At 49.9% G+C, this 25378-nt stretch carries 27 protein-coding genes; 21 read left to right on the top strand and 6 right to left on the bottom strand.

Features of this window, described 5'->3' with window-relative positions:
• Positions 1 to 156: 156 nt before the first annotated feature.
• The 17 genes from H8730_RS06580 to H8730_RS06500 all read left to right on the top strand — a co-directional run bounded on the left by H8730_RS06580 (position 157) and on the right by H8730_RS06500 (position 13504).
• Entirely contained in the window at positions 157 to 1323 is a 1167-nt protein-coding gene (locus H8730_RS06580) for an FtsW/RodA/SpoVE family cell cycle protein (protein ID WP_177720029.1), read from the top strand.
• Positions 1324 to 1328: 5 nt separating this feature from the next.
• Entirely contained in the window at positions 1329 to 1724 is a 396-nt protein-coding gene (gene mgsA, locus H8730_RS06575) for a methylglyoxal synthase (RefSeq protein WP_177720030.1), read from the top strand.
• A gap of 177 nt (positions 1725 to 1901) precedes the next feature.
• On the top strand, positions 1902 to 2459 hold the full coding sequence (locus H8730_RS06570; RefSeq protein ID WP_249289588.1) for a hypothetical protein: 558 nt from the start codon (positions 1902 to 1904) through the stop codon (positions 2457 to 2459).
• A 160-nt stretch (positions 2460 to 2619) separates the two neighbouring features.
• Positions 2620 to 4500, top strand: coding sequence for a TIGR03960 family B12-binding radical SAM protein (locus H8730_RS06565; protein WP_177719773.1), 1881 nt, complete (start codon positions 2620 to 2622; stop codon positions 4498 to 4500).
• Between the two features lies 1 nt (position 4501).
• The gene (locus tag H8730_RS06560) at positions 4502 to 5191 is read left to right on the top strand and encodes a TIGR03936 family radical SAM-associated protein (protein ID WP_249289587.1); all 690 of its coding nucleotides are present in this window, start codon (positions 4502 to 4504) and stop codon (positions 5189 to 5191) included.
• Positions 5188 to 6414 (top strand): ribonuclease E/G, encoded by a 1227-nt coding sequence (locus H8730_RS06555; protein ID WP_249289586.1) that lies wholly within the window; start codon positions 5188 to 5190, stop codon positions 6412 to 6414. The genes H8730_RS06560 and H8730_RS06555 overlap by 4 nt, the downstream gene beginning before the upstream one ends.
• Positions 6415 to 6489: 75 nt before the next feature.
• On the top strand, positions 6490 to 7227 hold the full coding sequence (locus H8730_RS06550; RefSeq protein ID WP_249289585.1) for a ThuA domain-containing protein: 738 nt from the start codon (positions 6490 to 6492) through the stop codon (positions 7225 to 7227).
• Positions 7217 to 7993, top strand: coding sequence for an AAA family ATPase (locus H8730_RS06545; RefSeq protein WP_249289584.1), 777 nt, complete (start codon positions 7217 to 7219; stop codon positions 7991 to 7993). The genes H8730_RS06550 and H8730_RS06545 overlap by 11 nt, the downstream gene beginning before the upstream one ends.
• A gap of 162 nt (positions 7994 to 8155) precedes the next feature.
• The gene (rplU, locus tag H8730_RS06540) at positions 8156 to 8467 is read left to right on the top strand and encodes a 50S ribosomal protein L21 (RefSeq protein ID WP_177713498.1); all 312 of its coding nucleotides are present in this window, start codon (positions 8156 to 8158) and stop codon (positions 8465 to 8467) included.
• A 27-nt stretch (positions 8468 to 8494) separates the two neighbouring features.
• Positions 8495 to 8830, top strand: a complete 336-nt coding sequence (locus H8730_RS06535; RefSeq protein WP_177713497.1) for a ribosomal-processing cysteine protease Prp — start codon at positions 8495 to 8497, stop codon at positions 8828 to 8830.
• Positions 8831 to 8844: 14 nt separating this feature from the next.
• Entirely contained in the window at positions 8845 to 9135 is a 291-nt protein-coding gene (rpmA, locus tag H8730_RS06530) for a 50S ribosomal protein L27 (protein WP_177713496.1), read from the top strand.
• A gap of 166 nt (positions 9136 to 9301) precedes the next feature.
• Positions 9302 to 10588, top strand: coding sequence for a GTPase ObgE (gene obgE / locus H8730_RS06525; protein WP_177713502.1), 1287 nt, complete (start codon positions 9302 to 9304; stop codon positions 10586 to 10588).
• Positions 10589 to 10618: 30 nt separating this feature from the next.
• Entirely contained in the window at positions 10619 to 10912 is a 294-nt protein-coding gene (gene yhbY / locus H8730_RS06520; protein ID WP_346726561.1) for a ribosome assembly RNA-binding protein YhbY, read from the top strand.
• A 47-nt stretch (positions 10913 to 10959) separates the two neighbouring features.
• Positions 10960 to 11634 carry a nicotinate-nucleotide adenylyltransferase gene (nadD, locus tag H8730_RS06515; RefSeq protein WP_177713495.1) on the top strand — a complete coding sequence of 225 codons (675 nt, stop codon included), beginning with the start codon at positions 10960 to 10962 and terminating at the stop codon, positions 11632 to 11634.
• Positions 11635 to 11645: 11 nt separating this feature from the next.
• A complete protein-coding gene (gene yqeK / locus H8730_RS06510) occupies positions 11646 to 12263 on the top strand; it encodes a bis(5'-nucleosyl)-tetraphosphatase (symmetrical) YqeK (protein ID WP_177713494.1) in 618 nt (205 codons plus the stop codon).
• A gap of 40 nt (positions 12264 to 12303) precedes the next feature.
• Entirely contained in the window at positions 12304 to 12693 is a 390-nt protein-coding gene (gene rsfS, locus H8730_RS06505; protein ID WP_249289582.1) for a ribosome silencing factor, read from the top strand.
• A 145-nt stretch (positions 12694 to 12838) separates the two neighbouring features.
• A complete protein-coding gene (locus H8730_RS06500) occupies positions 12839 to 13504 on the top strand; it encodes a hypothetical protein (RefSeq protein WP_177713493.1) in 666 nt (221 codons plus the stop codon).
• 128 nt (positions 13505 to 13632) lie between these two features.
• Here H8730_RS06500 and rbr read toward each other — a convergent pair whose 3' ends face one another.
• Together rbr and H8730_RS06490 are read right to left on the bottom strand one after the other, a co-directional pair.
• On the bottom strand, positions 13633 to 14238 hold the full coding sequence (gene rbr / locus H8730_RS06495; RefSeq protein ID WP_177713492.1) for a rubrerythrin: 606 nt from the start codon (positions 14236 to 14238) through the stop codon (positions 13633 to 13635).
• A 92-nt stretch (positions 14239 to 14330) separates the two neighbouring features.
• A complete protein-coding gene (locus H8730_RS06490; RefSeq protein ID WP_177713491.1) occupies positions 14331 to 15221 on the bottom strand; it encodes a prohibitin family protein in 891 nt (296 codons plus the stop codon).
• Positions 15222 to 15462: 241 nt separating this feature from the next.
• On the opposite strand from H8730_RS06490, the gene proS reads away from it, so the two are divergent.
• From proS to H8730_RS06475, 3 genes are read left to right on the top strand one after another with little or no spacing between them, the layout of a single operon-like run.
• Entirely contained in the window at positions 15463 to 16905 is a 1443-nt protein-coding gene (gene proS, locus H8730_RS06485; RefSeq protein WP_177713490.1) for a proline--tRNA ligase, read from the top strand.
• On the top strand, positions 16905 to 17636 hold the full coding sequence (locus H8730_RS06480; protein ID WP_177713489.1) for a tRNA 2-thiocytidine biosynthesis TtcA family protein: 732 nt from the start codon (positions 16905 to 16907) through the stop codon (positions 17634 to 17636). The genes proS and H8730_RS06480 overlap by 1 nt, the downstream gene beginning before the upstream one ends.
• Entirely contained in the window at positions 17623 to 18681 is a 1059-nt protein-coding gene (locus H8730_RS06475; protein ID WP_177713488.1) for a tyrosine-type recombinase/integrase, read from the top strand. Before H8730_RS06480 ends, H8730_RS06475 begins: the two co-directional genes overlap by 14 nt.
• Before the next feature lie 108 nt (positions 18682 to 18789).
• Here the strand turns inward: H8730_RS06475 and fucO are convergent, their stop codons facing one another.
• From fucO to yneA, 3 genes are all read right to left on the bottom strand, one after another.
• Positions 18790 to 19941, bottom strand: coding sequence for a lactaldehyde reductase (gene fucO, locus H8730_RS06470; RefSeq protein ID WP_177713487.1), 1152 nt, complete (start codon positions 19939 to 19941; stop codon positions 18790 to 18792).
• A gap of 85 nt (positions 19942 to 20026) precedes the next feature.
• Positions 20027 to 21559 (bottom strand): sodium/proline symporter PutP, encoded by a 1533-nt coding sequence (gene putP, locus H8730_RS06465; RefSeq protein WP_177713486.1) that lies wholly within the window; start codon positions 21557 to 21559, stop codon positions 20027 to 20029.
• 165 nt (positions 21560 to 21724) lie between these two features.
• A complete protein-coding gene (gene yneA / locus H8730_RS06460; protein ID WP_177720170.1) occupies positions 21725 to 22084 on the bottom strand; it encodes a cell division suppressor protein YneA in 360 nt (119 codons plus the stop codon).
• 262 nt (positions 22085 to 22346) lie between these two features.
• Here yneA and H8730_RS06455 point away from each other — a divergent pair, with 262 nt between their 5' ends.
• On the top strand, positions 22347 to 22709 hold the full coding sequence (locus tag H8730_RS06455) for a DUF4234 domain-containing protein (RefSeq protein ID WP_177720171.1): 363 nt from the start codon (positions 22347 to 22349) through the stop codon (positions 22707 to 22709).
• A gap of 97 nt (positions 22710 to 22806) precedes the next feature.
• Here H8730_RS06455 and helD read toward each other — a convergent pair whose 3' ends face one another.
• A complete protein-coding gene (gene helD, locus H8730_RS06450; protein ID WP_177720172.1) occupies positions 22807 to 25086 on the bottom strand; it encodes an RNA polymerase recycling motor HelD in 2280 nt (759 codons plus the stop codon).
• Between the last annotated feature and the right edge of the window lie 292 nt (positions 25087 to 25378).

Raw genomic sequence — 25378 nt, 5'->3', positions numbered from 1 at the left:
GAGTTTTTTCCACAGATTGATGCGATAGATCCGATTTGACCTGTGGACTGCAAGAAGATTTAGACAAAATCCGTCTCCCGTTTCAAGGATTTGCGGAAAATATATTACTTTTTTGAAAAAATTCACTTGAAAAAGATATAAGAAGGGGTTATACTTATGTTTGAGAGAGACAATCTCAAAAATCTTGACTTCACATTGCTGATACTTGTAACCCTTTTGGTCGGATTTGGCACGATAATGATCGGGAGCGCGGATGGATGGGTTTTCAGCCGGGAGACCTTCAATCTAAAGGATGAAGGGATGAAGCTGATGATCAAGCAGCTCCTCGGTTACGGAATCGGCTTGGTCGCCATTGTTTTGATTGTTCTGCTGAATTACGATGTTCTGAAGGTGCTTGCCATTCCCGCGTATGTCGTCATTTTAGGGCTGTTGGTGTTAGTTTTAAAGATTGGCGTCGGCGTCGATTCGGATGGTGAGGATGTCCGCCGGTGGATTCAACTCCCAGGCGGATTCACGCTCCAGCCCTCCGAATATGCAAAGATCGGGTTGATTTTGCTCTTCGCGTGGTATTTGGATAAGTTCCAGGAACGAATCAATAACGTGGCCGTTGTGGCCGGCGCACTGGTGCTGGTGGGGATACCGGTTATCCTGATCATGAAGGAACCCAGTCTCTCCGTCTCCATTGTGACGATCACCATAGCCTTATCGGCACTTTTCGTTGCAAGGCTTGGATGGCGATATATTATTCCAGGTGTGCTGATCATCGGCGTGGCGGCGTTTTTTATCATCCAGGATGCCACGAGCGAGACACCCAAATTTGCCCTTACGTTTTTGGGGAAATATCAAGTCAACCGTATTCGAGCTTGGCTGGATCCTGAGTCGTACCGTCTTGACTTGGCATTTCAAACCTTGACTTCAAAGTATGCCATCGGATCTGGCGGTCTCCGCGGGGTCGGGTTGTTTGAGGGGCAGGATATTCCGGTGGCGACGACGGACTTTATCTTTGGAGTCATCGGTGAAGAATTGGGATTTGTCGGTGCATGTTTTGTCATCCTCATGATTGTTCTGATTGTACTCAAGATATTGTGGGTTGCGAGACGCGCTCAGGATCTTTTCGGCAAGCTTCTCTGCACAGGAGTTGCCACCATGATCGCTGTGCAGTCGGCGATCCATATAGGCGTTACAACCGCGTTGCTTCCCAATACCGGATTGCCGCTTCCCTTTATCAGCTATGGTTTGAGTTCACTGACTGGCAGTATGATGGGAATCGGATTGGTTTTAAAGGTGCATAGCGAGACGAAAAAAAATAAATCCAGGAGGTGAAGGTTATGAATATAGGTTTGATTGCCCACGACAATAAGAAGAAACTCATGCAGAACTTCTGCATTGCCTACCGGCATATCTTAAATAAGCATACGCTGTATGCCACTGGGACGACCGGTCGATTAATCGAAGAAGTGACCAATCTCCATATTCATAAGTATTTGGCAGGGCATTTGGGCGGTGAACAACAGCTGGGAGCGCAGATCGCACACAATGATATCGACATGGTGATCTTTTTGCGCGACCCGTTGACGGGAAAGCCCCATGAGCCGGACCCCGCTTCCATCATCCGCCTGTGCGATACGCATAATATACCGATCGCGACAAACCTGGCCACGGCTGAGCTGCTGATCATGGCTCTGGATCGAGGGGACTTGGAGTGGAGAAATCTATACAAGTGAGAAAAGGACCTGTGAGGGTCTTTTTTTCATCCCATAGGAAAATGTCACAGGGAGCGAATTCTTTGTCTTTTCTAGGGGCATACAAGCGTGTGAACTCGCATATGGATTAGTATGAGCTTCCCTTAAAGTTTAAATTTGGAGAAGCCCATGGACATCCAATAGGCGAGGAGGATCACGATGCAGAAGGAGCGAAATCCGCAAGTCAACGGCATGAATTTTTTTGTGATTCGAGATGAGAAGAAGGCGGCGCTTCCCGCAGAGCAGACGCCGAATGTGCTGGAGCCAGTGCAAGCGCCACTTCAGTCCCAGAGCTTTCCCGTTGTATCGGAAAAACCTCTGGATAACTGGTTTTCTCAAGAACAGGTGTTGCCGCCCCAGGCGGACGGGGAGAAGGGCACGGCACAAGTCCGCTCACGCCGGTATGATCCCGAGGCGCATCGGATGGCGCGCCAGAGGGTATACGCATCCAGAGGGATGCGAAGCCGCCGGTATGGCAGGGATGTGGCGGCAGCCGAGCACAAACGCGGGCCGAGCCTGTGCAGTGTCAATCAGATTATCGGCGTAGCCGTGATTCTATTTGGAATCTATTGTTGCAAAGAGCTAGGTCCCTCCAATAGCCAAGATTTGTTGGCGCAGATCCAGCGAAATGTAACCGTCAACTGGACATGGGAGGATATTGCGTCCCTGTGGAGAGAGACAGACTTTGTCGAGGTTTGGAAGAGTCTATGGCCGTGATCTGAACATTAGGCAGTAGGGGAGAAGGGGAACCCGCGGTCCGTGTTGCCATGGGAACACAGTACTGTTTTGTTGACGGCAAAATTAGATTGTGTTATGATACTCGTTATAGGCGGAAGTATTGGAGAACTTCCAAGAGAGGAGAAATAAGACACGTATTATGCGTAAAGTAGCCTTGAGCGATGAAATACTGCGAAAAGTGGAGAAGCCTGCCCGCTATGTGGGCGGGGAAGTCAATATTGTCATGAAGGATCCGGATCAAGTGGATATTCACTTTGCATTTTCGTTTCCCGATGTCTATGAGGTGGGGATGTCCCATCTAGGAATGCAGGTCTTATACCATGAATTTAATAGGCGTGAGGATGTCTACTGTGAAAGGGTATTTGCCCCGTGGACGGATATGGAGGAGCAGATGCGCCAGAATCATATTCCGCTATTCTCCCTGGAGTCCTACGCTCCTCTTTCCGATTTTGATTTTGTCGGATTCACTTTGCAGTATGAAATGTCCTTTACCAATATTCTCAATATGCTGAATTTAGGCGGAATCCCCCTAGAGTCCAAGGAGCGGGATGAACACTTTCCCATCATATGCGCCGGCGGCCCAACGGCCTACAATCCAGAACCGTTGGCTCCGTTTATCGACTTTTTTTACTTTGGCGAGGGGGAGGCGGTCTTCCACCAGATATTCGATGCCTATGGTCTCCACAAGCGAGGAGGAAAGTCGAAACAAGAGTTTTTGGAGAGCATTGCTGGGATTCCCGGGATTTACATCCCCAGCTTTTACGATGTGCAGTATCACGACGAGCCGGCGGCTGGATGCCAGCATACGGGCACGATTGCTTCCATCACGGCGGTGAATGCGAAGGCGCCCGCCAAAATCCAGAAAGTACTGGTCTCCTCCATGGATGAGGCGGAATACCCCACAAAACCTTTAGTCCCATATCTTCAGACAGTTCATGACCGAGGTGTCGTCGAAATCTTTCGCGGCTGCATCCGCGGTTGCCGTTTCTGTCAGGCGGGGATGGTCTACCGGCCGGTTCGAATGCGCAGCAAAGAGAAAATTTTGGAGCTGGCGGATGCGATTTTAGCCAATACCGGCTACGATGAACTCTCCTTAACCTCGTTGAGTTCCAATGACTATCCTGACCTGTATGCGTTGGTTGAAGAGCTCCACCGCAGACATCCCCATGTCAATGTGTCCCTTCCATCCCTTCGAGTGGACGCGTTTTCCCTCTCCCTGATGGAAGAGTTGGCCCAGGGAAAAAAGAGCGGCCTCACCTTTGCACCGGAGGCGGGAACGCAGCGCCTTCGAAATGTGATCAACAAAGGGTTAGAGGAGGAGGAGATTTTGAACGGGGTGGCACTTGCCTTTTCTGGGGGCTGGGATAAGGTCAAATTATATTTTATGCTAGGCTTGCCGACGGAGACGGAGGCGGATGTGGAGGGAATCTCCAGCCTTGCCAGCCGCGTATTAAATGCTTATTTTGGGACGCCAAAGGATGTCCGCTCCAGGGATGTCCGCATTACAGTCAGCACCTCATTTTTTGTGCCGAAGGCTTTTACGCCCTTTCAGTGGTGCCGGCAGTCCAGCTATGAAGAGTACATGGACAAGCAGCAATTTTTGCAGGGAAAGATTAAGAACCGCAAGATTCAATATAACTGCCACGATGCATTCTTAAGCACCTTAGAGGGATTAATGGCCCGTGGCGACAGGAGGACATCCGCCTTAATCCGCCGTGCTTTTGAGAAGGGGTGTCGCTTCGATAGCTGGTCGGATATGTTCTTAGAAGACTCATGGCGGGAAGCCATCGAAGAGTGCGGAATTGAACTGGAGTATTATAACCAGAGGGAGCGGGCGAAGGATGAGATTTTGCCGTGGGACCACATCGACATCGGCGTAACCAAGGAGTTTCTTTACCGGCAGTATGAGGAAGCGCAGGAGGAGCGCGTGACACCACACTGTAGGCAGTCATGCTCGGGATGTGGAGTGATGCGCCTGGCGGAGACCGGCGTCTGCTATGAAGAGAAGGGGGCCATGTAGGATGAAATATCGGATTCAATTCTCCAAGAGCGGCCGTCTAAAGTTTATCGGGCATCTGGATCTGCTGCGGACCTTTCAGCGCGTTCTCAAGCGCGCACAGATTCCGCTGGCCTATTCTCAGGGGTTTAACCCCCATCCCCTTCTGTCCTTTGCCCATCCGCTAGCCCTTGGATCAACCGGGCTTCGGGAGTATATGGAGATGCAGCTTGAGAAGGAAATGGAGGAGAAGGAGATTCTGGCGCGATTGAACGCAAATTTTCCGGAACATCTCCACGCCTCGCTGTGCGAGAGGATACCGGAGGGGACACCTGCCGCCATGGCGCAGGTCTGCGCAGCGAGATATACCATTGGGTTACCGCAGGTAGGTATTGATTGGGCATCTCGATTGGCAGAGCTGCTATCTCAGGATGCGATACTCGTGGAAAAGCTAGGGAAAAAACATGGGCGCAAGCAGATGGTTTCTCTGGACATTAAGCCCCTCATTGAATCTTGCGCTATCTCCCAGGATGGAACGATGGAGCTTTTGTGCGTCTGTGGCAGTGAACAGAATTTGAAGCCGGACCTGTTGGTCCATCGGCTTATGAAAGAAGCGGGTCGTCCTGAGCTGGCATATACGGAGACCATCGAGAGGGAGGAGCTCTACCGGAAGGAGGAGGGGAGGCTTCTACCGCTTCTACCGTTTGCGCGATGAAGCATAATGAAGCGACGTATATCATCACCGTCCAGGCCCGAGCCGAAACCCTATCCGTCGGTCTTCTAGAGCAGGGGCGCCTGATTGAATATGAGGTCTTTCCACGCCATAGCCTTCCGGTGATTGATCGAGTCTGTATCGGCAAGGTAAAGGAAGTGTCCCTGACTCTCCATGCAGCATTTTTAGACTGCGGCGCCGGGAAATCTGGGTTTTTGCCCTTGCGAGGGGGGCGCAAGCTGGCCTGCGGTGAAGAATTGTTGGTTCAAATCGTAAAGGAAGGGACACAGGATAAGGGATATCTGTTGACAGAAAAAATATCCCTGTCCGGCAAATATCTTGTGCTCACGCCCTTCGACAGGCGAGTGAGTCTGTCTTCTAAAATTCAGAATCCGGAAGAGCGCGCCCGCCTACACCGGCTGGCCTCCTGCCTTCCCAATTTGAAGCAGACGGGCTATATTCTTCGAACGGACGCCCAGGGGCAATCGGATGCGGATATCCAACGGGAAGCCGAGGAGCTGGTGAAGCAATGGGAGACTATTCGAAGGAGAGCGCCGTACGCCACCAGCGGAAGTATTTTGTATCAGCCCATGCCGCCTGTGTTGACGTATATCAAGAATCTTCCCACGGGGTCAATACAGAAGATCGTGGTGGATGACACAGCGTATTACCGGCAGTTGAAGGATGCGTTACAGTCTACCTATCCCGCACTGACCGGGATTGTCTGCCATCATGATCAGGGGCGATTTGGAATCCAGGAATTTTATAAATTGACCTCCCAACTGCAGCGAGCGCTCGCCAAGCGAGTCCCCCTGCGGAAGGGCGGCTTTCTCGTCATTGAGCAGACGGAGGCGATGGCGGTTATTGACGTGAACAGTGGCAGTCCCGCCGGCCGGATGGATTTTGAGGAGCTAGCATATTCCACCAACTGTGCAGCGGCGGAGGAGATCGCCCGTCAAATGCGGCTTCGCAATCTCTCAGGGATTATTGTCGTCGATTTTATCGATATGAGGCGCGAGGAGCACAAAACAGCGCTGCTGGATTTGCTGCGAAAGGCAACCCACTCCGATCCGCGCAGGACGACGATCCATGGAATGACGAACCTAGGGCTAGTTGAAATCAGCCGTCAGAAGAAAAGCCTTCCCCTGCAGGTTTCCATCCAGTTGGAGGCGGGAGGCCAATCCTATGAAGAATTTTTAGAAGATCACGAGGAAAATTACGATTAAAGCTTGCTTTCTGACGGCAACTCTCGTATAATGCAATGTGAATAGTAACATAGAAAGGTCAAGGAGGGTATCATTATGATTCGAGTTACGATTTGGAATGAGTATGTCCATGAAGTTCAGGAGGAGACGGTCCGCAAAATCCATCCACAGGGAATCCATGGAACTCTTGCCTCGTTTTTAGGGCAATATCCGGAAATCCAAGTGACGACGGCGACACTGGACATGCCGGAATGCGGGTTGACCGACGAAGTGTTGGATACTACAGATGTCCTTATATGGTGGGGCCACATGGCGCATGATAAGGTGCCGGACGAGATAGCCGCCAAGGTGCAGCGGCGGGTATTGATGGGAATGGGATTCATCGGCCTTCACTCCGCTCATATGTCGAAACCCCTTCGCCTTCTCTGGGGAACGTCCGGCGCGTTGCAGTGGCGGGCTGACGAGTTCTGCCGCATGTGGAACGTAAATCCAGGGCATCCTATTGCGGAAGGAATTCCGTCTGACTTTAATCTCGGCATTGAGGAGATGTACGGAGAGTACTTCGATATACCGAAGCCAGATGACGTCATTTTTATCAGCTGGTACCGCAGCGGAGAAGTCTTCCGGTCGGGTTGTACATGGACACGGGGAGCTGGCAAGATATTCTATTTACAGCCGGGCCATGAAACCAACAACTCCTATTACAATGAAAACATCCGGAAGATTCTCTACAATGCTGTTCGGTGGGCGGCTCCCAACAAGATTCGGCCGGAGATTGTCGAGTGCCCGTTTGCTGAGCACTCCCCGGAATCAAAATGCCAGGATGCTGAGTGATCTGTATATAAGCGGCCTCCGCCTCGACCGGCAGCGATTGGGCGAAGCGGGGGACCGCTATTTTTTATCGATTCCCGCCATTCAGAATCTGGATGCGCTGGACTTTCACAGCCGGACCACCTTTTTCGTAGGGGAAAATGGAACGGGGAAATCGACCCTCTTAGAAGCGATTGCCGTAAAATATGGCTTCAATCCAGAGGGAGGCTCTCCCAATTTTTCTTTTTCCACAAAGGAAACCCATTCGCCCCTGCATCAATGTCTAGTTCTGTCAAAAGGAATTCGACGCCCGCAAAATGGTTTTTTTCTGCGGGCGGAGAGCTTTTACAACGTTGCGTCTGAGGTGGATCGTCTGGCAGAGGCCGCTCCCGGAGGGGAGGGGTTTTTAGAAGGTTACGGAGGACATCTCCATGAGAAAAGCCATGGGGAGAGTTTTTTAGCCCTTGTCATGAACCGTTTCAATGGAAAAGGACTCTATATTCTAGATGAGCCGGAAGCCGCCCTTTCCCCCTCCCGTCAAATGTCACTTTTAAAGCTGATCTATGATTTAAGCGCGCAGGGAGCCCAGTTTATCATCGCAACGCATTCGCCTATTTTAATGGCGCTGCCCGGAGCGGAGCTATATGCCCTTGAACAGCATGAGATTCGCCTTGTTTCCTATGAGGAGACAGAGCATTATATGGTGATGCGGCAATTTCTCAATCATCCAGACGGTATGCTGCGGGAACTTGGGATTGAGCCTAGACAAGTTCCCAGGAATCATCGGTGAATTTCGTAAAAAACCACGGAAATAAATTGACATCCCCCTCAAACTATGGTATCATTTGAATGTTGCCGCACGAAGAGGTTCAAATTGTGTAAGAGGCATAGTACAATGCAATTCTGCACATACCACATTCGGCGAGTCTTAAGAAAAGGAGGTGCCTGGAAAATGTACGCTGTCATTGAAACTGGCGGGAAGCAGTACCGGGTACAAGAAGGAGACGTAATTTCAGTTGAAAAACTGGGCCTCATTGAGGGGGAAGGCTACACCTTCGACAAGATCATGATGGTATCCACCGATGCCGGATTGAAAGTTGGAAGTCCCTATGTGGAGGGTGCCACGGTATCTGCTACGGCGGTAGAGGAAGGCCGCGCTAAGAAGGTCATCGTCTACAAGTACAAGTCCAAAAAGGGCTATCACAAGAAGCAGGGACACAGACAATACTACACGAAGGTCAAAATCAAAGCCATCAATGCGTAATGTCTGTCGTGAAGGTGGGATATCCTGATGATCATGGCCAGTTTCTATGAGAACTGCGGCGGTCAACTCTGGGGCTTCTCCATTGAGGGGCATGCCGGATATGCCGATGGGGACGATATCGTCTGTGCGGCAGTTTCGGCCCTGTCGATCAATACAGCCAATGCGCTGGAGACGCTGGCAGGGGAGGAGATCGTGTGTCGGGAGGAGGATGGCGTTCTTGCGGTGGAGCTTCCGGGAGTGCGGGTCTCTAAGGCCAGCCATGACGCGGAGCTGCTCATGAGGGCGCTGTTGCAGGGACTGGTATCCATCCGCGATACCTACGGACAAGACTATGTGCAGGTGGCAGTCAGCCAGAAACCATAAAGGAGGTGCGCACCATGTTGCAGATGAATCTTCAGCTTTTCGCTCATAAAAAGGGAGTCGGATCCACCAAAAATGGCCGTGATTCCGAGTCCAAACGCCTGGGAGCTAAGAGAGCCGATGGACAGGTTGTCAAGGCGGGGAATATCCTATATCGCCAGAGAGGGACCAGGATCCACCCTGGAACCAACGTCGGCATTGGCAAGGACGATACACTGTTTGCCCTGATCGATGGAAGAGTGAAGTTTGAAAGAAAAGGACGGGACAAGAAACAGGTTTCCGTCTATCCTGTTGAGCAGGCGATGTAAACCGATGAGACAGGTTTCAAATAAGCTTTTATTTGGAACCTGTTTTTTTTCTGGAAAGTGTGGTATAATAATCGCGTGAGCGATTATGCGCGCCGGCCGCGCAGTGAGCGATTGTATTGTATAAAACGAAAGAAAAGGAATCTTGGAAAGGATGGGCGAAGATACCATGTTTGTAGATGAAGTCAAGATCTATATTGAGTCCGGCAAAGGCGGGAATGGGTGCGCCTCCTTTCGCAGAGAGAAATATCTGCCGAATGGCGGCCCTGACGGAGGCGATGGCGGCAAGGGGGGCGACGTTATATTTGCGACGGATTCCAGCCTCAACACCCTTTCCGATTTTCGCAATCGCAAGATGTACAGAGCGGAGTCCGGCCGGGATGGAAGCGGAAAAAATTGTTCCGGCCGCAAGGGAGACGATCTGGTGATTCACGTGCCGGTGGGGACAATCATCCGCGAGGCCGAAAGCCGTCTTGTGATTTCCGATATGGCGAAGGAGGGGGAGGAAGAGGTTCTTCTGCGAGGTGGCAAAGGAGGAAAGGGAAATCAGCACTATGCCACATCCACGATGCAGATTCCCAAATACGCGCAGCAGGGTCAAGAGGGGAAAGGTCTGTGGGTCATTTTAGAGCTGAAAGTCATTGCGGATGTGGGCCTGTTGGGGTACCCTAATGCAGGAAAATCCACATTTCTGGCGAGGGTATCCAACGCTAAGCCCAAGATCGCCAATTATCCCTTTACAACGCTGTCGCCCAATCTAGGCGTCGTGGACCTCTCCTATGGCAAATCTCTCGTCATTGCGGACATCCCTGGACTTATTGACGGCGCGGCGGAGGGCGTCGGCCTGGGACATGAATTTTTGAAGCATCTGGAGCGGACAAGAGTGCTGATCCACATTGTGGATACGGCAGGTACAGATGGACGTGACCCCGTAAGCGATATCGAGAACATTAATCGCGAGCTGGCTCTGTACAGTCAGGAGTTGGCGGCGCTGCCGCAGGTCATTGCCGCCAATAAGACGGACCTGCCGGATTCCGAGATCTTTATGGACGAGGTGACCGCATACTGCCAGGAGAAAGGGTACGCCCTGTTCCCCATTTCTGCGGCTACGGGAAAGGGAATCGAGGCGCTATTACATCATGTCGTCAAACTGCGGGATCAGATGGACCCGGAACCCATTGTTTTTGAGCGGGAATATTTCATTGATGAGCCTCGCCTCGAGGAAGAGGAGGGGGATGGGATTCTGGTAGAAAAGCTCTCAGAAGCCTTGTATCGGATTTCCGGTGCCCCCATCGATAAGATGCTCGGGTATACGAATCTGGAATCAGAAAAGGGATTCGACTTCTTTCAGAAATTCCTGCGAGACCGACACGTGATCAAGCGCTTGGAGGAGATGGGAATTTCGGAGGGCGATACGGTTGAAGTTGCGGATATTGCATTTGAGTATTACCCATAAATACATGACGGATAAAAGGAGCAGAAAAACATGCTGACATCAAAACAGAGGGCATACCTCAAATCGCTGGGCTCCGACATGGATGCTATATTTCAAATTGGAAAGCAGGGGGCATCGCCGGAGGTTGTCAAGGCGCTGGACGATGCGCTGGAAGCGCGGGAACTGATCAAGATCACGGTGCTGAAGAATTGTTTTGACGACATACACGCACTGACAGAGATCATTTCTTCCCGGACTCACTCTGAGCCGGTTCAGGTTATTGGTCACAAGATTCTTCTCTATCGCCAAAAGAAGAAGAATCCCAAGATTGAGCTGCCCAAATAAAGAGGAGGGACAGACTGGAGAACGGATACTTCAGTCTCACTGCTGCTATGCATACCTATCGAGAATCAGGCGCCGCCTATACGAGCTTTTATTTTAGCAAACCTCTGAAGATTGCGGTTATGGGCGGTACCTTCGATCCGATTCATTATGGACATCTGGTTACGGCGGAGGCGGTCCGCCATCAGTATGATATCGGGCAAGTTCTATTCGTCCCGACAGGACATCCGCCCCATAAAAAGCAGTCGGAGGTTACACACCCGGAAGACCGGTATCTGATGACGATGTTGGCGACGGAGACGAATCCAGCTTTTTATGTATCGCGGATTGAAATTGAACGGACTGGATTTACCTACACCGTGGATACCATTGAAGAGCTAAAGGGAATTTATCCCGCCAACACCGAGATTTTTTTCATTACGGGGGCGGACGCATTTCATGAAATTCTGACATGGAAAAATGCGGAACACCTTTTAAGCAGCTGTACTTTCGTGGCGGCTACACGCCCCGGCTATCACCGAAAAGAGTTGTCGGAAAGGGTGGAGAAGCTGGGCAAGGATTTCGGGGATCACCTACATTTTTTGGAGGTCCCTGCGCTCTCCATATCGTCCTCCGATATCCGGCAGCGGGTGCGGGAGGACCGGCCAATCAAATATCTATTGCCAGAGAGCGTGGAGAACTATATTTACAAACATGCGCTGTATGGGCGTACCAGTGCCACATAGGAGGAATCGTCTTGCAAGCATTCGATCGAATTGGACAGTGGGGATACGAGGAACTGCGCGGGCAGATTATGGAGATGCTTGCGAAGACATTGAAACCCAAACGGTTTACTCACACTCTCGGCGTGGAATCCACCGCCGTTGCCCTAGCCCGCCTCCATGATGAATCCCCGGAGAAGGCTTCCATCGCGGCCTTGCTCCACGATATGGCGAAGAATCGGACCGATGAGGATTTGCTGGACATCTGCCGGAAAAACGCCATTGACCTTCATCCGAATGAGCGCTACATTTCTCTATTACATGCTTTTGCCGGTTCAGTTTTGGCAAGAGAGGCGTATCCAGGGCTTCCGGAGGAGATCTATACCGCCATACGATACCATTCCACGGGACGGCCTCACATGTCCACTCTGGAGAAGATCATCTTTTCCGCTGATTATATCGAGCCCAACCGAAAGCCCTTTCAAGGGCTGGAAACAGCCCGCGAGCGGACTTTTGCGGACTTGGATAAGGGCTGTATCCTCATTCTGGAACAGACCATCTCCTATTTGAAAGAGAAAAAACAAGCGATACACCCTTTAACCCAGGAAACACTGGAGGATCTGCTGCGAGGAAGGCATTCGCAGACCGTATAAAAGTTTGATTATGAAGTTTGAAGGAGGGAACAAAACAGTGATGAAGCAGGATGACATCAACAAGGATTTAGCCATATCGGCTGCCATGGCCCGAATTGCCTATGAAGCCTTGGATGATAAACAGGGTGAGGACATTAAAATCTTAGACATCCATGAAATTTCTGTGTTGGCTGATTATTTCTTGATTGCCCATGGAAAGAATCAGAACCACGTTAAGGCCCTGATTGATGAGGTACAAGATAAACTTGCCTTGAGTGGATATTATGTGAGCAATATCGAAGGATATCAGGAAGGAACCTGGGTTTTGATGGATTTTGGGCGAATCATTGTCCATGTATTCCATAAAGAAGCCCGATTGTTTTATGATTTAGAGCGTATCTGGTCTGATGGAAAAATGATTTCGGTAGATCAATTGAATCAGACCAATTGAAGTGGCTCCGTAAAGCTGGTCTCAGGGATGGAAGAGGTCTACCCACAAGACTTCGTAAAAGGCAAGTTTTACGAAGTCTTATATCAAAGCCACTCTCGAAAGTGGTCTGAATCTGTACTTTGTACATAGAAAGGATGTCCAAGGAATGAACTCAAAAATTGAAAATGTTGTGTCCATCTGCGGGTTCCTCCTGATCAGTATGGCTCTTTCTTTTCTATTCGCAGGTTGTAAGGCTGGTTCTGGCAGCCAGTTGAAGGAGAATTACATAGACAATGGAAAGAATGAACCCTATGCCGCAGAGACGCCCCTTACTGATATGGATTTTAGCATTTACACGTCACAGTACTACTCAGACATCATAAGCCCGCTGGTGGACCCCGACTATAATAAAAGGGTTACACTGCCCTGTGATGTGGAGTACTATCAGTCTCCCGGTGACGCCACCCCTGTTTTGACGCTGCCAAAAGGAAGCGACGTATATGTGCTTCCCCGGGACGCAGCGAATTTCCCGACAATCGGGTACGGCTTACAGTGCTGGCCGGATTATCAAAAAGGCTGGCGATATGGGCAACCCTTTTTTGTGACAGGCGACTTTACCCGCTCTATGATCAGCCAAAAATATGATAAATATTATTATGTACGAACAGAACAGATTGCCTCTGTCGCCAGGGAGTTTTACAACAATAATCGAAAGTCACTCCAAAATTTGACTGCCCCTGAATTCCAGAAAGAGATGGTGTTGGAAATCGATCAGACGTTATATGACAACGGTGCCTTTTGCTCTCCAGATTTGGTGGATCTGGCCGGATAGCGGCGGCTATATGTAAATAATAGGAAAAAGGCTGGCAAGCGCCGGAAAGGGGCGCTGTCAGCCTTTTTTCCACTCCCCTACCGCTCTCCCCGCGTAAAAGAGCAGAAGAGGTGGGGGAAAAGATGCGATTAATAATCCCGAACCCAGAGTTTGTAAAAGCCCTGCGGGTGCTGGCATGCGGGACAGATCTTGGGGGCTTCCTCCCCCTCATGGATATAGCCACACACCTGGCAGATCCAGGCCACTTTCGCGTCTTTGCGAAATACCTGATCGTTTTTCATATTGTCGGCCAGCGTAAGAAACCGTTCCTCATGGTGTTGTTCCACCTTTGCGATATTGCGGAATGTAGCGGCGATGATGGGAAAGCCCTCTTCGTCTGCAACTTTAGCAAATTCCGGGTACAGGTCATGCCATTCTTCATGTTCTCCTTGGGAGGCGGAGACTAGGTTCGTCAGGGTGTCGTTGAGAGCCACGGGAAAATCCGCGCCGATGTCGACGGTCTTTTGATTCAGACCCCCGTCATTCAAAAAGATAAAAAAGCGCTTTGCATGAGATTCCTCGTTGGCCGCTGTCTCATGGAAGATATTTGCGATTTGGATATACCCTTCTTGGCGCGCGATTTTTTCATAAAATGTATAGCGGTTGCGCGCCTGGGACTCACCTGCGAAGGCTTTCATTAGGTTTGTAGCCGTTTGGGTCCCTTCGAGTGACGGAGTGCTTGATGTTGCGTTCATGGTCATATAACCCCTTTCTTTGGAATCTATGGTTAGATTCTCCTAAAAAGGGGAGTTTATGCATTTAAATGCACAAAAATATATGGTCCACTCTATTCCGCCGTCGATATGTCCTCATCCTGTACGGGAGTTTCCGGAGATGGGGTCTCCGTTCCGCTGGAATAGCTGCTCAGCGTGGAGTCATTCAGAATATCTGTGATATCCAGAATGGTATCCCCACTGCCAGAAACCGCGGGCAGCTTTCCGTCCCACTTATTGATCCATTCCATCAACAGAGTTTCCTTGGTGATCTCCTGATTTTTCAATCGGTAGCTTTCCGCCTCCGCCTTTGCCTGCTCAATCTGCTGCTCCGCCTCGACTTTGACGCGGGCGAGATCCTGTTCCGCTTTCAGCGCATTCTGCTGAGCCGTATGCTTCGCCTCAATGGCGGCATTAAATTCCTCGCTGAAATCAAAGCTTATGATGTTAAAGATCTCAATATTCAATCCATAGGGTGTTATCTTTTCACTCAGCAACTCTCGCATACGGTCTCCGACTTCCTGCCGGCTTGTCACAAGCTCCTCAGCGGTATACTGAGCCGTCACGGCCTTGACACACTCCTGGATCGCCGGATTGATGATAACATTTTCAAAATCCGTGCCCACGTTTTTATACAGGGATGTGGAATTAGTCTTGTTGACTCGGTAGTTAAGGGCGATGGTGCTTTCCACCGTCTGGAGATCTTTCGAAGCGCTGCTGGATGAGACCTCCGTTTTCAAAACTCGATTATCGATGTAGATAACTTGGGTAATAAACGGAATTTTGAAATGAAGCCCCTCCTCCAAAACCGTGTCGCTGACCGCGCCGAATTTTGTCACGACGCCTGTGTGCCCCGCCGGGACGGTTGTAAAGGAATTTAAGACTATAAACACGACTAGCGCCACAATCACTAAAATAATGACGCCTTTGGTGATCTTTTTCGTCTGATCACTGGTTACATTCATGGTAACGACTCCTTTTACTAATTTTCGGAACCAAGATTCCTCTCTAAGCATACCACACCTTCTCCGGAATGAAAAGAAGAATTTGCCGTTTGCGCCGGAAATGATAAAGTTTCTCTCGTCTGACGGCATTAATCGTTGATTTTTTGCCTTAATGATGGTATGATAAAGTACATAAGTCCATATCTGAGGAAATGCTGGACTTATGAAAATCCTCACAAAAAAGGAATGGTGACAATATACAATGGCGGAACAACAGAAAAAGATGGTGGAAGCCATCACCGCAATGGACGAAGACTTCGCAAAATGGTACACAGATGTGATCAAAAAGGCGGAATTAACGGACTATTCAAGCGTTAAAGGATGCATGGTCATTCGACCATATGGATATGCAATCTGGGAGAATATACAGCAGGACCTGGACCGCCGTTTTAAAAAAACCGGACATGAAAATGTATACATGCCCATGTTCATACCGGAAAGTTTATTGCAGAAGGAAAAGGATCATGTGGCGGGCTTTGCCCCGGAGGTTGCCTGGGTTACCCAGGGAGGATCCGAGACGTTGACAGAACGGCTCTGCGTCCGTCCTACATCGGAAACGTTGTTCTGTGAGCACTATGCTAAGATCATCAATTCATATCGCGATCTGCCGAAACTGTACAATCAATGGTGTTCTGTCGTCCGCTGGGAAAAAACAACCCGCCCATTCCTCCGATCCTCCGAGTTTTTATGGCAAGAAGGCCATACTATGCATGAGACAGCCGAGGAGGCCAGGGAGGAAACCCTCCGTATGCTGAAAGTCTACGAAGATTTCTACAGGGAGACTTTGGCAATACCGGCTGTAACCGGGCGTAAAACAGAAAAGGAAAAGTTTGCCGGCGCCATGGAGACCTATACCATTGAACCGATGATGCACAACGGCGTCGCGCTTCAGGGCGGCACATCCCACTACTTTGGAGATGGCTTTGCCAGAAGCTTCGACATAACCTTCACGGGAAGGGATAACACCCTCCAGTATCCCCATCAGACTTCCTGGGGCGTTTCCACCCGCATGATCGGTGCGCTGATTATGGTTCACGGCGACGACAACGGATTGGTCCTGCCGCCGAAGGTCGCTCCCATCCAGGTCGCAATCATCCCCATTGCACAGCATAAAGAGGGCGTGTTGGAAAAGGCGAGAGAGATTGCGGACCGGCTGTCGGAGACTTTCCGTGTCAAGCTTGACGCCAGCGACCAGTCGGCTGGATGGAAATTCAGCGAGTACGAGATGAAAGGTGTCCCCCTTCGACTGGAGATCGGCCCTAAAGATATAGAAAAGAATCAGTGCGTCCTTGTCCGCCGGGACAATCGGGAGAAGCTCTTCGTCTCCCTCCATGAGTTGGAGGCGGAAATTGCCCGGGCATTGGCGTTGGTTCACGACGGTCTCTATGAGAGGGCGCTTGCCAATTTGCAGGCGAAAACCTATGTTGCGAGGACCTATGATGAGTTTTTGGATATCGCCGCAAATCGCCCGGGCTTTATCAAAGCCATGTGGTGTGGAGATTCCGCCTGTGAAGACAAGATCAAAGATGAGACTGGCGGAGTGAAATCCCGCTGTATTCCCTTTGTGGAAGAGCATCTCTCCGATGTATGCGTATGCTGCGGCAAACCGGCCAAACACCAGGTTTACTGGGGGAAACAGTATTAATGACCTATCAGAAATTGTTGAGCTATACCCGGAAGGCTGTGGATGAATTTCACATGATCGAGGATGGCGATTTCATCGCCATCGGCGTTTCTGGCGGGAAGGACAGCCTAAGCCTGGCGCTGGCATTGAAGGGGCTTCAGCGCTTCTATCCGAAGAAATTTGAACTCCACGCCTTTACGGTATCCCTGGGATTTGATGGTTTCGACGCTTCCGATGTGGCGGCGCTGATGGCAGACTATCAGATCCCCTACACGGTGATTCCGACAGACATTGGAGAAATCGTGTTTGAGATTCGTAAGGAAAAGAATCCCTGCGCTCTCTGCGCTAAGCTTCGCAAGGGATCCTTCAACGAAGCGGCCAAACAGCTAGGTTGCAATAAAGTGGCGCTTGGCCATCATATGGAGGATGTGGTGGAGACATTTATCATGAGTCTTCTCTACGAGGGGCGGATCCATACCTTTTCCCCTGTGACCCATTGGGATCGAATGGAACTCTACTCCATCCGCCCCCTGCTCTTCACTCCGGAGTCTGATCTTATCTCCTTTGCCCGATCCATGAAACTGCCCATCCTGCACAATCCCTGCCCGGCCAACGGATTTACCAAACGAGAGTATGCCAAGGATATGCTTCGCCAGTGGAATAAAGAGAATTCCGGAACAACGGAGCGGATATTCCGGGCAATACGGAATTCTGACATAAAGGGGTGGAACACCGACCATGGACTATCATGAGGAACAAAAGAAAAACGACATTAAAAAGCTGCGGGAGCTTCTGTTTCAGCTGCCGGAATTTTGTTTTGAGTACTTTCGCGGAATTGAACCGACAACGGCGGAAAAGACTCGGTTGGGATATGCCCATGATCTGCGCATCTTTTTTTCCTTCCTCCTGGAGTACATCCCCTCCCTCTCCGGCAAGACCATCCACGATATCACCCTGGAGGATCTGGATGGGGTCAGTGCCCAGCAGATCGAGATGTTTCTCGATTATCTCTCCTACTATGAAAAACCGGATGAGGACGGCGCCGTGGAGGAGTTTCAGAATGGAGAACGGGGGAAGGCGCGAAAGATCTCCGCTGTCCGCAGCCTCTACAAGTATTTTTATAAAAAAGAAAAAATTAAGGGCAACCCGGCCATGCTGGTCAGCACTCCCAAAATCCACGATAAAAATATTATTCGGCTGGACGTGAACGAGATTGCCCGACTGTTGGACGAAGTGGAATCCGGCGATAAGCTGACGAAGCATCAGCGGGTCTATCACGAACACACCCGCGTCCGGGACCTTGCGCTGATCTCTGTGCTTTTGGGGACGGGGATGCGGGTCTCCGAATGTGTCGGCCTGAATCTGACAGATATTGATTTTGAGAATAATGGACTGCGGATTGTGCGAAAAGGTGGCAATGAGTCCATACTCTATTTTGGGGATGAGGTCGAACAGGCCCTCCGCGACTATCTAGAACAGAGAAAACAGATTCTCCCGCTGGAAGGCCATGAGGATGCCCTCTTTTTGTCGCTGAAAAAAAGCAGGCTCACCGTCCGTGCGGTTGAAAACCTGGTGAAAAAGTACGCGCAGACGGTAACCCAGCTAAAAAATATATCGCCCCATAAGCTGCGCAGCTCCTATGGAACGGAGCTGTACAATGAGACAGGCGATATCTATCTCGTAGCGGATGTCCTAGGCCACAAGGACGTCAATACGACGCGAAAGCACTATGCGCAGATTGAAGATTCCCGGCGGCGCAGTGCTGCCAACGTGGTAAAGCTTCGAAAGGAAGAATAGAAACGTTTGCGGAACGCAAACGTTTTTCTGTGTGCAAAAAATCGGCAGAAAGTGACATAAACGTTCACTCTCTGCCGATTTTATACATAAATGTTCGGTCAAGCGGGGTTATTCCATCAGTTTAAGATAGAGCGCCTTGATCTCTTCGACACTTGTATCCCGAGGGTTTCCCGGACGGCAGGCGTCCGCATAAGCGGATTCTGCCAGGAAATCTACATCCTCCCGCTTCACGATATCCTTCAAATCCGCGGGGATTCCCACATCGGCTGATAGCTGCCGAACTGCGTCTACAGCAGCCTTTCGATATTCCTCCTGTGTCATGGTTTCCACGCCCTTGACTCCCATAGCCGCGGCAATCTTCTTATATTTGTCGCCTGTCGCCGGTGCGTTGTACTCCATGATGGTGGGAAGGAGAATCGCATTGGCCACACCGTGTGGCGTGTCATACAGAGCGCCTAAGCCGTGGGCCATGCTGTGTACGATCCCCAGTCCCACATTGGAGAAGCCCATGCCCGCCACATACTGAGCCAGCGCCATGCCCTCCCGGCCCTCCGGCGTGTTGTTCACAGCGCCGCGCAGATGCTCTGCAATAAGCTCAATCGCCTTCAGATGGAACATATCCGTCATTTCCCACGCGCCTTTTGTGATGTAGCCTTCAATGGCATGGGTCAGCGCATCCATGCCGGTGGCCGCGGTCAATCCCTTTGGCATGCTGGCCATCATATCGGGATCAATTACCGCGATCTCTGGTATATCGTGGGTGTCAACACAGACAAACTTCCGTTTCTTCTCCACATCCGTGATAACGTAGTTGATGGTCACCTCCGCCGCAGTTCCCGCTGTCGTTGGGACTGCGATGGTAAAGACCGCGTGATTCTTTGTGGGCGCCACCCCCTCCAGGCTCCGGACATCCGCAAATTCAGGGTTTTCTGCAATGATTCCAATCGCCTTGGCCGTATCCATGGATGAACCGCCGCCAATGGCAACGATGCAGTCTGCCCCAGAGGCATGAAAGGCAGCTACACCGTGCTGCACATTCTCAATGGTGGGATTGGGTTTGATATCCGAGTAAATCTCATACGCGATGGACGCCTGCTCCAACACGTCCGTGACCTTTTTTGTTACCTGGAATTTGATTAGATCTGGGTCAGAACAGACAAATGCCTTCTTATACCCTCTTGCCCGTATCTCCGTGGCAATTTCTGCGATCGCGCCCTTGCCGTGATACGAAACTGTGTTTAGAACAATACGATTCGCCATTTCATCGACCTCCAAGTAAATTTACGTCTCAAAACGCAAGTATAGTATACTCCTGTCGGTATCTTTTGTCAAATACTTGACAATATCAGGACTCCAAGGTTTTGTCGATCTCCACGTCATTGCCCGAGGCAACCAAAGCAAATTCCTTTTGAATGACGTCCTCCGGTTCCTTCGTCAAAAGGCTGACGACGAAAAAGGCGACCAAGCCTACAAGAAAACCGGGAAGCAGGGAGTAAAGTCCTGTTGACGCCGCTAAGGTAGCGCCGCCGAACTTAATATAATCCCAGATGATCACAGTCAGACCTCCGCCGACCATGCCAAAAGCCGCACCGATTTTATTGCCTCGCTTCCAAAACAAGCTCAGCAGAACGACAGGTCCGAAGGTCGCGCCAAAGCCCGCCCAGGCGTTAGAAACCAGATCCATGACACTGCTCTTAGGGTCCAGCGCGATACAGAACGCGATGGCGGCGACGGCGACAGTGACAATTCGACTCAACCGCAGAAGACTTTTGTCCGATGCATTTTTATTGACAACGCCCTTATAGAGATCCTGTGATATGGAGGAGGCTGTGACGAGAAGCTGTGAGTCTGCCGTCGACATAATGGCGGCGAGAACGCCGCACAGCAGAATTCCGCCGATCAAAAGCAAAAGAGGATTCCCCTTAAATATCTCTAAGATCATGGAGATAAAGACTTTTTCCTTGTCATCGGCGCCGAGGTTCGGGAGAAACGCGCGGCCAATAACGCCAATGGCACAGGCCGCCCCCAGAGATAGAATCACCCACGTGATGGCAATGACTCTAGATTTTTTGACTTCCCGATTATTTTTAATCGCCATAAAACGTACCAGAATATGAGGCATCCCCAGGTATCCCAGTGCCCAGGCAAACTGTGAAATCAGGGATACCGCCGTGATCCTCTCCCCTCCATTGTACAATGGATTCAAAAAATGGGGAGCTGTTCCCGCGCTATTCAGCTGCCCCAGACCACCCATAAGGTTCAGCGCCACGGCTGGAACGATCAAAATAGCGAAAAGCATCAACAATCCCTGTATGAAATCTGTCCAGCAGACGGCCATGAAACCGCCAAGAAAGGTGTAAGACAAGATCACAACCGCGCCGATGATAAGTGCATATGTATACTCGATTCCAAAAATGGTTTGGAAAAGCTGGGCGCCCGCTGAAAAAGCTGAGGCGGTATAGACGAGAAAGAAGATCATGATAAAGAGAGAGGAGGCGATCTTCAAAATTCCCTTTGTATCGTGGAAGCGGTTCTGAAAATACTCCGGGAGCGTCAAGGCGTTCCCCGCCACGATGGTGTACCTTCGCAATCTGGCTGCGATAAAGATCCAGTTGATGGCCGTACCAAGAGCCAGGCCAACGGCAATCCATATCTGTCCTGTGCCGAGTGCATAGATGGCGCCGGGCAATCCCATGAGCAGCCAACCGCTCATGTCGGATGCCTGTGCGCTGAGAGCCGCCACCCAGCCGCTAAGTTTGCGGCCTCCTAAAAAGTATTCCTCCGAATTTTTCGTTCTCCCATAGTAGCGAAATCCTATGGTAAGCATAATCCCCAAATACATGATGAACGCGATGATAATCCATATCCTATCGTCCATTTCATCCCCTCCTAGTTTTTTGATGTACAGGTACAAAGCATACGTTCTATTATAGCGAATAAACTAGGATTTGGCAATAGTTTTAGACTTTTTCTGGATAAAAGATAAAGAATCTGTCGAAAACACGGCGCCTTAGCGCCGTGTCAATAGTAAAAGATGAGGTTTCTATTCGTTGGAGACCGAGTAAATTGGCAGAATCAACGACTGTCCTGACACAATGGTATCAGAGGACAGTTGATTGATCCGTTTAATCTCACCGACATACCGGCGAACATCCATTCCCTCCGCCTTGTATTGCTGCGCAATGGTCCACAGGCATTCCCCTTCGCTTATGGTAACAGACTGATACGTCTTGACATTCAGCTCTTCCGCCCGAGCAGAATAGTGAATCCCTTGCGCGATCAGCAGCGATAACAAGATGATGACGAGCGCTGAAAGAATGACAAGCAGCCTGCGATACCGGGCGAGAAGTTTCTTTTTAGGCGCTGTTCTGGCCGTCACATGTGTAGCTTGATATGTAGTCATCAGAATCCCTCTTTTCATTGAAATAGGAACAATTGTTTGCCGATAGTATGTTCTTATTATAGTGCGAACGCATATTCTTGTCAAGAGGGTTTTTAGAAAAATTCGGGAATTTTTTAGATCATATGTTCGCAAAGGATACAATATATCGCACTGCCAAATTTCTGCGAGTCTAAAAATTATATATAGGTAATTGACATATGGGGCGCAATTTTGTAAAATGGTAAAAGAGAGGATTTATAAATCAAAGGAGGTTCTACATACTATGCAACAAAAAAGTCTTCCCCTATGTATCGTCTTGTCCATCGTCACCTGTGGCATCTATGGAATCTATTGGTTCATTTGCATGACCAATGACTCCAATCAGCTGTCCAATCAGACCAATGCGCCCTCCGGTGGAATCGCATTTCTTCTGACACTTGTCACTTGCAATATCTATGGCATCTACTGGGCCTACAAGATGGGTGAAAAGCTCGATCAAGCCAAGACGCAGCGCGGTATCCCCAGCAGCAACAGCAATGTTCTCTACCTTGTCTTAGAACTGCTCATGCCCATTGTCGGCTGGGCCCTGATGCAGAATGAGATCAATCGCTTGATTGCAACAGACAATGGCCAGCCGCAGCAGTAACAGTAAAGTTGCCGGTTGACAGTCCCAGAGGGAATCGATATGTGGGGGTGTATCTTTGGATACACCCCCTATTCTTATCCTATAACACTTTAAAACCTCAGCATGCAAGTAGCGGCGTAATCTCATCTTCATAGTAGAGATAAAGACTGTGGAGCGCGCGGGTCATGGAGACATATAGCAGTTTGCCATCCAGAGCGTCCATTCCGTAATGGCTGGCATCCGCCCAGGGAAGATAGACCGCGTCAAATTCCATCCCCTTTGCCAGGTAGGACGGCAGGACACTGATCCCCCCGTCATAGACGGCGTTGTCCTCCGAGATCAATTGGACGTTCGGAAGCTGTTCTTTTAGGGATTGATATGCGGTCGCTGCGTCCTCCTGATTTTTGCAGATTACGGCAAAGGTCACATATCCTCTCTCGGCCCTTCCTTGAAGGATGGACTGCCCGATCGCTGCGATTGTAGACCTGTAATCCAATTTCTGATAGACAACTTCATCGCCGTGGCGGAGAAAGGGAATCGCTTTATAGCTTGGATTCATGTGCAGCCGTTCCATAATGAGTCCCGCCTTATCCACCACTTCGATTGTAGTCCGATAGCTCTTCTGCAGAATTTTGACGTCGCTGGCGCTCTCCCCGGGCAAATAGATCCTCTGAACCTCGTCCCAGTTTTGGATGGACCGATACCCGTGAATTCCCTGATATAAGTCTCCTAATATGGTGAAGGTACAGTTACTCAGAATCCGTTTGAGCATATAAAACTGAAAAAGGCTGAGATCCTGTGCTTCGTCAATGACTACGTGACGAATCCCCTCACTTTTGGAAAGCCCTTTGACGGACACGGCAATAAGCATCGCTGGCGCTAAATCTTCCAGTTCCAGTGTCTGTCTCCGAATATGCTCCAGTGTATACTGCCGCAGATAATCAGCAAAATCCCCTGCGGCAGGCCGCACAAACTGATCGAACAGCTGATCATCTGTGTAGAGCTGTTTATAATACTCTAAGCCGGTTGTTTTAGGTATTTTTGCTAAGTATTTCGCAATGAGGGTCTTGCTCTCCGCTTCTAGGTTGCGCAACAAGGCATCGCGCTTATCGTATAGCGCCTTCATGGCCTCCCTGCGCTGAGGGCAGTCATTGGGATACTGCATGATGATTTTCTCTCGCAGGCGCTCGCACTTCTCTTCCAGCCCTTTCTGCATGGCCGCCTTCTGTGTGCGGAGTTTCGACTGAATATTCTTTTTCATCTCCGGTATGCGCTTTTCAAAGCAGAGATGCCGGTAAGAATGGAGAAACAAATCTTGCAGTTGTTTATATGACATGAAAGGCTGGCCCGCAAGCAACAGACCTTCTTTTGGCAGGTAGTTAGATTCCAGATGCTTCAGATACGCGTCACAGACATGGATAAATGCCTGGGAAGATTTAAAATAGGACTCTTGTTTTAACCATCGAATCTCTTCCGGTTTGGATTTTGAGCGCAGAAATATCCGCAGTTTATGGTGGATATCCTGAATTTTGAATTTTTTACCTAATATGGCCCTGGCAAAGTCTTCAAATGTACTCTGCTTGACCTCCCCGACGCCTAAATCCGGAAGCACGGCGGAAATATAGTTTAGAAAGAATTGATTCGGCCCCAGAATCATAAAGTTATCGCCAGCGATGGTGCCCGCATAGGCGTACAGTAAGTACGCGATCCGGTGTAGGGCAACGGTGGTCTTCCCCGCTCCGGCAGACCCCTGAACAATCAAGGTCTTCCACAGATCTGAGCGTATAATCTGATTCTGCTCTCCCTGTATAGTTCCCACAATCTCTTTCAGACGGTTGGTGGCATTGGCTTCCAGACAAGCGTTTAACAGTTCGTCGTCGGTCACGATGTCCACATCTGAAATCCCGGCCAGCGCGCCGCTGGATATAACATACTGCCGCTTTCGCGACAATTCCCCCGTGATTTCCCCCTGAGGTGCCTTATAGTGATTCTCTCCAATGCGTCCCTCGTAGTATAAATTCGCGACAGGTGCCCTCCAATCGACGACCAACAACTTCTGATCCTCTTCCTCAATGATGGATGTCTTTCCAAGGTAAAACCGCTCTGTCTCCTGCTTCTTATCCTCCCGGAAATCGATCCTTGCAAAGTAAGGAGCCTGGCGCACTGCCTCCAGCGCTTCCGTCTTGTTGGAAGCATAGGATAATAACGCCGAGCCCACCATCAAATCAATGTAGTCCTGACTGCTGTCATTGGTTACCTGACGATTCTTTTCATGGACTTCGACAGACAGATCCGATGCTCTTTTCTGCATGATTTTCAAGGTCTTTTCCAGTTCCTGCAGCGTGTGGGACAGATATTGTGTTTCCTCAGCATAATCCGGATGTTGCGATATGCTCATAAAAATCTCCATTCTGGAGCGTTAGCGACAGCGGCGAATTCTGCCACCAACACTATGTCCTCCTGATTCTTTTTTCTGCCAGGCTTTGGAATCCACACTTGTGGATTGCTTTCGCAGTTGTCAAAGCATATAGTATACCACATCCGTGGGGAGTTGTCAAAAAATTTTGCGCGTTTCTGACATCCTTTCAGAGTATCGTGAAACATTCAAACCAGCGGGACTAAAAAGATTTCATTTTTTTCGAACATTTGTTTGAAATTTGCGAACATATATGCTATAATGATAGCAAATT

The organism is Bianquea renquensis, from assembly GCF_014384895.1.
GTDB classification, from domain to species: Bacteria; Bacillota; Clostridia; order Lachnospirales; family Bianqueaceae; genus Bianquea; species Bianquea renquensis.
This window is presented reverse-complemented; position numbering and strand designations above follow the sequence as displayed.

Excerpts from the sequence above, each read along its gene's own strand:
- obgE (WP_177713502.1), top strand. The coding sequence starts at position 9,302 with ATGTTTGTAGATGAAGTCAAGATCTATATTGAGTCCGGCAAAGGCGGG.
- proS (WP_177713490.1), top strand. The coding sequence starts at position 15,463 with ATGGCGGAACAACAGAAAAAGATGGTGGAAGCCATCACCGCAATGGAC.
- H8730_RS06580 (WP_177720029.1), top strand. The coding sequence starts at position 157 with ATGTTTGAGAGAGACAATCTCAAAAATCTTGACTTCACATTGCTGATA.
- rsfS (WP_249289582.1), top strand. The coding sequence starts at position 12,304 with ATGAAGCAGGATGACATCAACAAGGATTTAGCCATATCGGCTGCCATG.
- H8730_RS06560 (WP_249289587.1), top strand. The coding sequence starts at position 4,502 with ATGAAATATCGGATTCAATTCTCCAAGAGCGGCCGTCTAAAGTTTATC.
- H8730_RS06475 (WP_177713488.1), top strand. The coding sequence starts at position 17,623 with ATGGACTATCATGAGGAACAAAAGAAAAACGACATTAAAAAGCTGCGG.
- H8730_RS06550 (WP_249289585.1), top strand. The coding sequence starts at position 6,490 with ATGATTCGAGTTACGATTTGGAATGAGTATGTCCATGAAGTTCAGGAG.
- yhbY (WP_346726561.1), top strand. The coding sequence starts at position 10,619 with ATGCTGACATCAAAACAGAGGGCATACCTCAAATCGCTGGGCTCCGAC.
- nadD (WP_177713495.1), top strand. The coding sequence starts at position 10,960 with ATGCATACCTATCGAGAATCAGGCGCCGCCTATACGAGCTTTTATTTT.
- mgsA (WP_177720030.1), top strand. The coding sequence starts at position 1,329 with ATGAATATAGGTTTGATTGCCCACGACAATAAGAAGAAACTCATGCAG.
- putP (WP_177713486.1), bottom strand. The coding sequence starts at position 21,559 with ATGGACGATAGGATATGGATTATCATCGCGTTCATCATGTATTTGGGG.
- rplU (WP_177713498.1), top strand. The coding sequence starts at position 8,156 with ATGTACGCTGTCATTGAAACTGGCGGGAAGCAGTACCGGGTACAAGAA.
- rpmA (WP_177713496.1), top strand. The coding sequence starts at position 8,845 with ATGTTGCAGATGAATCTTCAGCTTTTCGCTCATAAAAAGGGAGTCGGA.
- H8730_RS06535 (WP_177713497.1), top strand. The coding sequence starts at position 8,495 with ATGATCATGGCCAGTTTCTATGAGAACTGCGGCGGTCAACTCTGGGGC.
- H8730_RS06565 (WP_177719773.1), top strand. The coding sequence starts at position 2,620 with ATGCGTAAAGTAGCCTTGAGCGATGAAATACTGCGAAAAGTGGAGAAG.
- H8730_RS06570 (WP_249289588.1), top strand. The coding sequence starts at position 1,902 with ATGCAGAAGGAGCGAAATCCGCAAGTCAACGGCATGAATTTTTTTGTG.
- rbr (WP_177713492.1), bottom strand. The coding sequence starts at position 14,238 with ATGAACGCAACATCAAGCACTCCGTCACTCGAAGGGACCCAAACGGCT.
- helD (WP_177720172.1), bottom strand. The coding sequence starts at position 25,086 with ATGAGCATATCGCAACATCCGGATTATGCTGAGGAAACACAATATCTG.
- H8730_RS06480 (WP_177713489.1), top strand. The coding sequence starts at position 16,905 with ATGACCTATCAGAAATTGTTGAGCTATACCCGGAAGGCTGTGGATGAA.
- H8730_RS06500 (WP_177713493.1), top strand. The coding sequence starts at position 12,839 with ATGAACTCAAAAATTGAAAATGTTGTGTCCATCTGCGGGTTCCTCCTG.
- yneA (WP_177720170.1), bottom strand. The coding sequence starts at position 22,084 with ATGACTACATATCAAGCTACACATGTGACGGCCAGAACAGCGCCTAAA.
- fucO (WP_177713487.1), bottom strand. The coding sequence starts at position 19,941 with ATGGCGAATCGTATTGTTCTAAACACAGTTTCGTATCACGGCAAGGGC.
- H8730_RS06455 (WP_177720171.1), top strand. The coding sequence starts at position 22,347 with ATGCAACAAAAAAGTCTTCCCCTATGTATCGTCTTGTCCATCGTCACC.
- H8730_RS06545 (WP_249289584.1), top strand. The coding sequence starts at position 7,217 with ATGCTGAGTGATCTGTATATAAGCGGCCTCCGCCTCGACCGGCAGCGA.
- H8730_RS06490 (WP_177713491.1), bottom strand. The coding sequence starts at position 15,221 with ATGAATGTAACCAGTGATCAGACGAAAAAGATCACCAAAGGCGTCATT.
- H8730_RS06555 (WP_249289586.1), top strand. The coding sequence starts at position 5,188 with ATGAAGCATAATGAAGCGACGTATATCATCACCGTCCAGGCCCGAGCC.